General features: G+C 60.4%; 4 protein-coding genes. 2 read left to right on the top strand and 2 right to left on the bottom strand.

Annotated elements, in window-relative coordinates; translation table 11 throughout:
* On the top strand, window positions 1-940 hold a 940-nt coding region (locus QVP03_RS03510; RefSeq protein ID WP_369677385.1), incomplete at its 5' end, for a leucine-rich repeat domain-containing protein.
* Window positions 941-1034: 94 nt separating this feature from the next.
* On the opposite strand, the gene QVP03_RS03505 is transcribed toward QVP03_RS03510, so the two are convergent.
* Both QVP03_RS03505 and QVP03_RS03500 read right to left on the bottom strand, forming a co-directional pair.
* Window positions 1035-3914: a PD-(D/E)XK nuclease family protein gene (locus QVP03_RS03505; RefSeq protein WP_022332221.1), complete on the bottom strand. Its 2880-nt coding sequence runs from the start codon at window positions 3912-3914 to the stop codon at window positions 1035-1037.
* An 86-nt stretch (window positions 3915-4000) separates the two neighbouring features.
* A complete protein-coding gene (locus tag QVP03_RS03500) occupies window positions 4001-4708 on the bottom strand; it encodes a GIN domain-containing protein (RefSeq protein WP_022332220.1) in 708 nt (235 codons plus the stop codon).
* Window positions 4709-4815: 107 nt separating this feature from the next.
* Between QVP03_RS03500 and QVP03_RS03495 the strand changes: the two genes are divergently transcribed.
* The coding region (locus tag QVP03_RS03495) for a UvrD-helicase domain-containing protein (RefSeq protein ID WP_288210621.1) at window positions 4816-5549 on the top strand (734 nt) is incomplete at its 3' end.

Genomic DNA, 5549 nt, shown 5'->3' with positions numbered 1-5549 from the left:
AACTGCATATCTTAGTAATCCCATGAAACGGCTATCCCCCATTACAGCATTGATGGTTCTTGCGTATTCCATCACGACCGTTTCCTGCCAAAACGGGCAGGGATCCGCGAATCCCCCGGTTTTTTGGGACGGAGGCACAATTCCGGATCCGGTTTTTCGCGCTTATGTGCTCGGCAGATTCGACACGGATCGGAACGGGAAAATCAGCCGCGAAGAGGCAGATGCCGTATTCGCTATCGACGTCGACGCAGAAACAGCCGACACGCCCCTGATCGAATCGCTCACGGGCGTCGAATACTTCAAAAACCTCGGAAAACTCACATGCAACTGGAATAATCTGGCTGCGCTCGACCTCTCCGAAAATACAGCATTGGACACATTGGACTGTAGTTGGAACAGGATAAAGGCGCTCGACCTTGCCGGAAACAAGGCATTGGCAAAATTGGACTGTAGCCAAAATCAATTGACAAAACTCGACCTGACCCAAAATACGGAGTTGAACGTATTGTATTGCACATGTAACCGATTGGCAGCACTCGATCTCTCCAAAAACAAAGCATTGACGGAATTGTACTGCAACATAAACGAATTAGCGACACTCGACCTCTTCGAAAATACGGAGCTGAAGGTATTGGATTGCAGCAAAAACAAGTTAATAAGGCTCGACCTCTCCGAAAATAGGGCATTGGCCAAATTGGACTGTAGCCGAAATAGCCTGGCGAAGCTCGACCTCTCCGAAAATACGGCATTGCATTTTTTGTCAGCATGGCAAAACCCATTGCTCCTGCTTGACATATCCGGCCTCTCGAAAATACGGCACATGGATTTCGATTTCGAGGACAATGACATACAGGTAATTACAGACCACCGAACCGCCATCGACGACGACCTGCTCCGCTATTATGCAATCCGCCGGAGCCGAAAAGCAGAAAAGGAATAACCGGCAGCGATACCGGCAGTTAAAAGTGACGGGCAGGCCAAAGAGCATTTCTGCCTGGACGGCTCCCCGAAGGAAGCCCCCCCCTTGCTCATCCTCACCGCTTGCAGATCACGTTGAAGTCGCAGTACTTGCAGGTATCGGCATCCTCGCACTGGCGGAACGGAACCGAGGTGTCGTAGAGTTCGGCGAGCTGCGCGCGCAGCAGTTCCTCGAAACGCTCGCGGTAAAGCGTATAGCGCGCCCCCTTCACCCCCGTTTGCTTGTCGTCCAGCTGCGGCGAATAGCCGGGGCGGTTCATGTTGCGGACGTAATAGAGTGCCGGTTCGACGTCGCAGCCGCGCGACCGGTGCAGCATCATCGCGTAGAGCAGCGTTTGCAGGATGTTCGAAAGGCGTTGTTTGCCCGTGCCCGTGAACAGGCTCTCCACGCCGTCGAATTCGAGGTGCGGCGCCCCGGTCTTGTAGTCCACCACCCTCAGCGCCCCGTCGTCGAGCGTGTCGATACGGTCAGCGATGCCGGCGAATTTCATCTCCAGGTCGCGCCCGCCCGCGCGGAAGCGGAACGGATAGGCCACGGGCTCCTCCAGCCCCGACACGGCGAAAGCATCGTGCGCAGCGTCGTAGGGCATCACCCCGCCCCGCAGGTAACGGATCACGATGTCCTTCACCAGCAGCAGGTTGCCCGAATAATCCTCGGCCGTAGCATGTTTATCCTGCAAATAGTTCTCGTTGATGGCCGCCTCGACCGCCTGCGCCACTTCGCCCGTACGGATCATCGCACGCAGGGTTTCACCGGGATGCGCCTCCCCCGCGATGCGGGCGTAAAGCGTCTGCACGGCGGCATGGAGGATCGTACCGAACATCGGGGCATCGACCTCCTCGGAAATTTCGTCATCGGCCTCCAAGCGGGCTATGGAATGGAAATAGAAGCGCAAGGGGCAGGCCACGTAGCGGAAAAACGCCGTCGGCGAGAGCGTCGCAGGGCTTTGGGCGTCGACGAAACGCTCCAGCCGGGCCATCACCCCTTCGTCCTTGGGCACCTCGATCGGCGCCGTTTCGGCCAGGTTGACGTCCACCCCCACTTCGACCTTGCGCACGTCGAAGCCGCTCTCGTAGTCCAACTGGTAGATATAGCGGCTCGGCTCGCCCGTCGACTTGTCGTCGGCGTGCGAGCAATAGAGCATGTGGACGGTCTTGGCGCGCTGGATCAGGCGGTAGAAATAGTAGGCATAGACGCCCTCGTGGTGCTCGGGCGTGGGCAGCTCGTAGGCCGCACGCAGGTTGCAGGGGATGAACGACGCCTGCGCCATATGATTGCCGGGGAAATTGTCGTCGTTCATCGAAAGGATGATGACGTTTTCGAAATCGAGGTTGCGGGTCTCGAGGATCCCCATGATCTGGATGCCCTCCAGCGGCTCGCCCTCGAAGGGGATGCGCAGCGTCTGCAAGTGCCGGCGCAGCAACGAGGTGTAGACCTCGGCCGTAAGGTCGATATCGCACTCGTCGAGCGAGTTGCGCAACTTGGTGACCTGCTCGGCGATGACCGCCAGGAATTCGACCCGCTGCCGTGCATCGTCGCCCTCGTAGGGCTGGCGCGCCACGGCGGCGACCACGTCCAGCATGTAGTCGGACAACTCGCGCCACGTCGCGGCGGGCGTAAAGATCCGTTTCAGCAGTTCGTTGCGGCCCAGCCACGCGGCATCGACCGAAATGCGGCGGTCACGGACGATCTCCTCGTGCATCGTGCGCGTGAGTGCGGCGTCGCACTCGGCCACATAGGGGTGTGCGAGGATGCCGGCGACGTCGGCATGGTAGAACGTGCAGCCGTCGCCCTTGCGGCGGCGGTGGTTCTGCAACTCCACCAGACGCTCGACGAACGTGTAGGCCAGGCTCTGCCGCAGGGGGAAGCCCATCGTCACGTTCACCCGTCCGATGTCGGCGGGCAGGGCGTACAGCAACGGCAGCAACAGGTTCTCGTCGGTAAGCACCACGGCGGTCTCCTTGCCCAGCGCGGGCCTGGCGCCCGCGGCGATGCCGGAGTCTTCCTCCCTGCGGCGGCGGGCCAGATCGGCGAGGATCGCCGCGGCATACTTGCACTGCACGGCGTTCGAGACGGCGGCGACCGACACGATCTGCTTCTCTCCCCGCATGTTGTCGTACCGAAGTTCCGTGCGGGGTGGGAACTGCGCCACGTTCGAACGCACGAACATACCCGCCTCCTGTTCGGGGTCGTCCTTATAATAAGAGTCGTAGTCCCAGTAAAAATCGGTTTCGGCCGCCGTGGCGAGGAACCCGAAAAGGCGCTTCTCGCACTCGGAAAGGGCGTTGAACCCCGCCACGACATAACGCCGGGGCTCGGGGAAGGCGAACCCGCCCCCGCGGATGCGGTCGGCGGCGGCGCGCTGCACCATGCCGTTGTAGGCGATGCCGAGCGACGAGAGACGCTCCCGGAAGCGGCGGTAGATGGGGCCGAGGGTCTTCCAGATCGCCAGAAAACGGCGTTTCTCCTCCGAAAGGTCGGCCTGCTCGCCGAACGAGGACCAGAACGAAAGGATGCGCAGCTGCGCGGGCGTGAGGTAGGAAATATCGGCTTCGATCTCCTTGATCTCCGAGATGTTGCGGAAGAGCATCTGCGCGTCGATCAGGTATTTGTCGATCGTATCGAAGTCCGTGAGGAGCATATCGCCCCAGAAATAGAACTTGTCGAAGGGTTCGTTGTGGTAGGCCGAGTAGACTTTGTAAAGCTCGGTGATGAGCCGCACGCGGTCGCCCGTATGCAGCCCCGATATTTCGCCCGTCAGGTCGTCGATCGTCACCCATTCGGGCTGCCACATCGGACGCCCGGCGATACGCCCCAGGGCATCGACGAAAAACAGCCGCGCACGCCGCGACGGGAAGAGCACCGCCCGTTCGGACAGTCCCTCGCCATAGCGCGCATACAGGTCGGCGGCCACCTCCTCCAGAAATCCCTTCATAGCAGTTCGGACAGCCCCGGCGACTTCCCCGGCGGTATTGTCCGCCCGGGATCCGGAAGCCCCCTTCGCATTATTGTTCCATGAGACTATTCTACGTGGCTGATCTCACCGCCCATGAACTTGGCGCCGCCGCGCACGACGGCAGGCTGCCCCTTATAGGTGATACGGGCGTTAGTCGTGGTCTTGCCGATGAACCGGTCGGTGATCCACAGCGACACGTCGGCCTTGCTCTGGGCATTGACCTCGGCCGACATCACCTCCAGCCCCGAGGCCGCGACCCTGCCCGTCGAAGCGAACAGCGTCAGGTAGCTCGCCTTGCCGGTGAGCGTCGCGCTGCTGCCGCCCGTGAGCTCCATCCTGAGGTCTTTGACATCGAACGCCGCTGTGAGCGACGCCTTGCGCCCCAGCGTCAGGTCGAGCTGCACCGCATCCACCGTCCCCTCGAACACGGCTGCGGCGCCCGACAGCGAAACGGACTGCAACGTATTGTAATAGACCGTCACCTCGGTGCGGTCGGGACGGCGCGAATCGGGCCTCTCGCTGATACGCAGGGTTTTGTCCTTCACCTCGGCGCGGAATTTCGAAGTATAGGAACCTTTCGTGTCGTATACGATCTTGGGGGCCTCGGTGTCGGGGACTTTCACGAATTTGATATCCAGGTCGGCATCCACCGCGACGGCCTCGAACGTGGTCAGCCACTCGTTATGTTCCGTAGGACTTGCGGCACCCGCCTCCTGTGCACGGCCGGAGGCTGCGAAAACCAGCATCACGGCGCTCAGAATCATCTTCTTCATACATTGTAGGTTTAAATACGTCGCTAAAATACAAAATTATTGCGAACCCCGGTTTGCCGTTCGGGATTTGTTTTGTACTTTTACTACCTAAAACGACATTTCGGACAGTGAGGGCGAGAATTCTGAATGCAAGCGCGGGGTCGGGCAAGACCTACCAGTTGGCGTACAAATACGTGCGCGACGTGGTCGAACAGCCCGGCATTTACCGCCACATCCTCGCCGTGACCTTCACCAACAAGGCCACCGAGGAGATGAAATCGCGCATCCTCAAGGAGATCCACCTGCTGGCCTCGGGACAGCCGAGCTCCTACCTCGACAACCTCTGCCGCGAATTGTCGCTCGATGCCGCCACGGTGCGCCGACGCGCCCGGGAGGTGCGGTCGAAGATCCTGCACGACTATTCGCGCTTCACGGTGCTGACGATCGACACCTTCTTCCAGCGCATCCTGCGCGCCTTCATCAAGGAGCTGGGCATCGACCTCAATTACAACGTCGAGATCGAAACGGCCTCGGTGCTGACCAAGAGCGCCGACACGCTCATCGAGCAGATCACCACCGACCGCGACCTGCAGCGCTGGCTCACGGACTTCGTGCAGGAGCGCATTGACGAAGGCAAGAAATGGGACATCCGCGACGGCATCCTCACGCTGGGAGGCGAGCTGTTCAAGGAGAAAAACAAGGACGCACTCTCGGCGGCCCGCCCGCGCGAGGAACTGGCGCGTATCGTGGGCGAAGCCACGGCGCACGCCGCGGCGACCAAAAAACGGATGCAGGACGCTGCGGCCGAAGCCGTGCGGATCATCGGGGACGCAGGCGCCTCGGTCGCCGACTTTCCCTACCA

Origin of the sequence: Alistipes sp. CAG:29 (assembly GCF_000435435.1) — a bacterium.
In the GTDB taxonomy this organism is placed as follows: domain Bacteria; phylum Bacteroidota; class Bacteroidia; order Bacteroidales; family Rikenellaceae; genus Alistipes; species Alistipes onderdonkii.
The sequence above is the reverse complement of the archived record's forward strand: the minus strand, read 5'-3'. Positions and strand labels throughout refer to the sequence as shown.

Bases quoted from the DNA above. Each gene is read 5' to 3' on its own strand.
- QVP03_RS03505 (WP_022332221.1), bottom strand. From the start codon at position 3,914: ATGAAGGGATTTCTGGAGGAGGTGGCCGCCGACCTGTATGCGCGCTAT.
- QVP03_RS03500 (WP_022332220.1), bottom strand. From the start codon at position 4,708: ATGAAGAAGATGATTCTGAGCGCCGTGATGCTGGTTTTCGCAGCCTCC.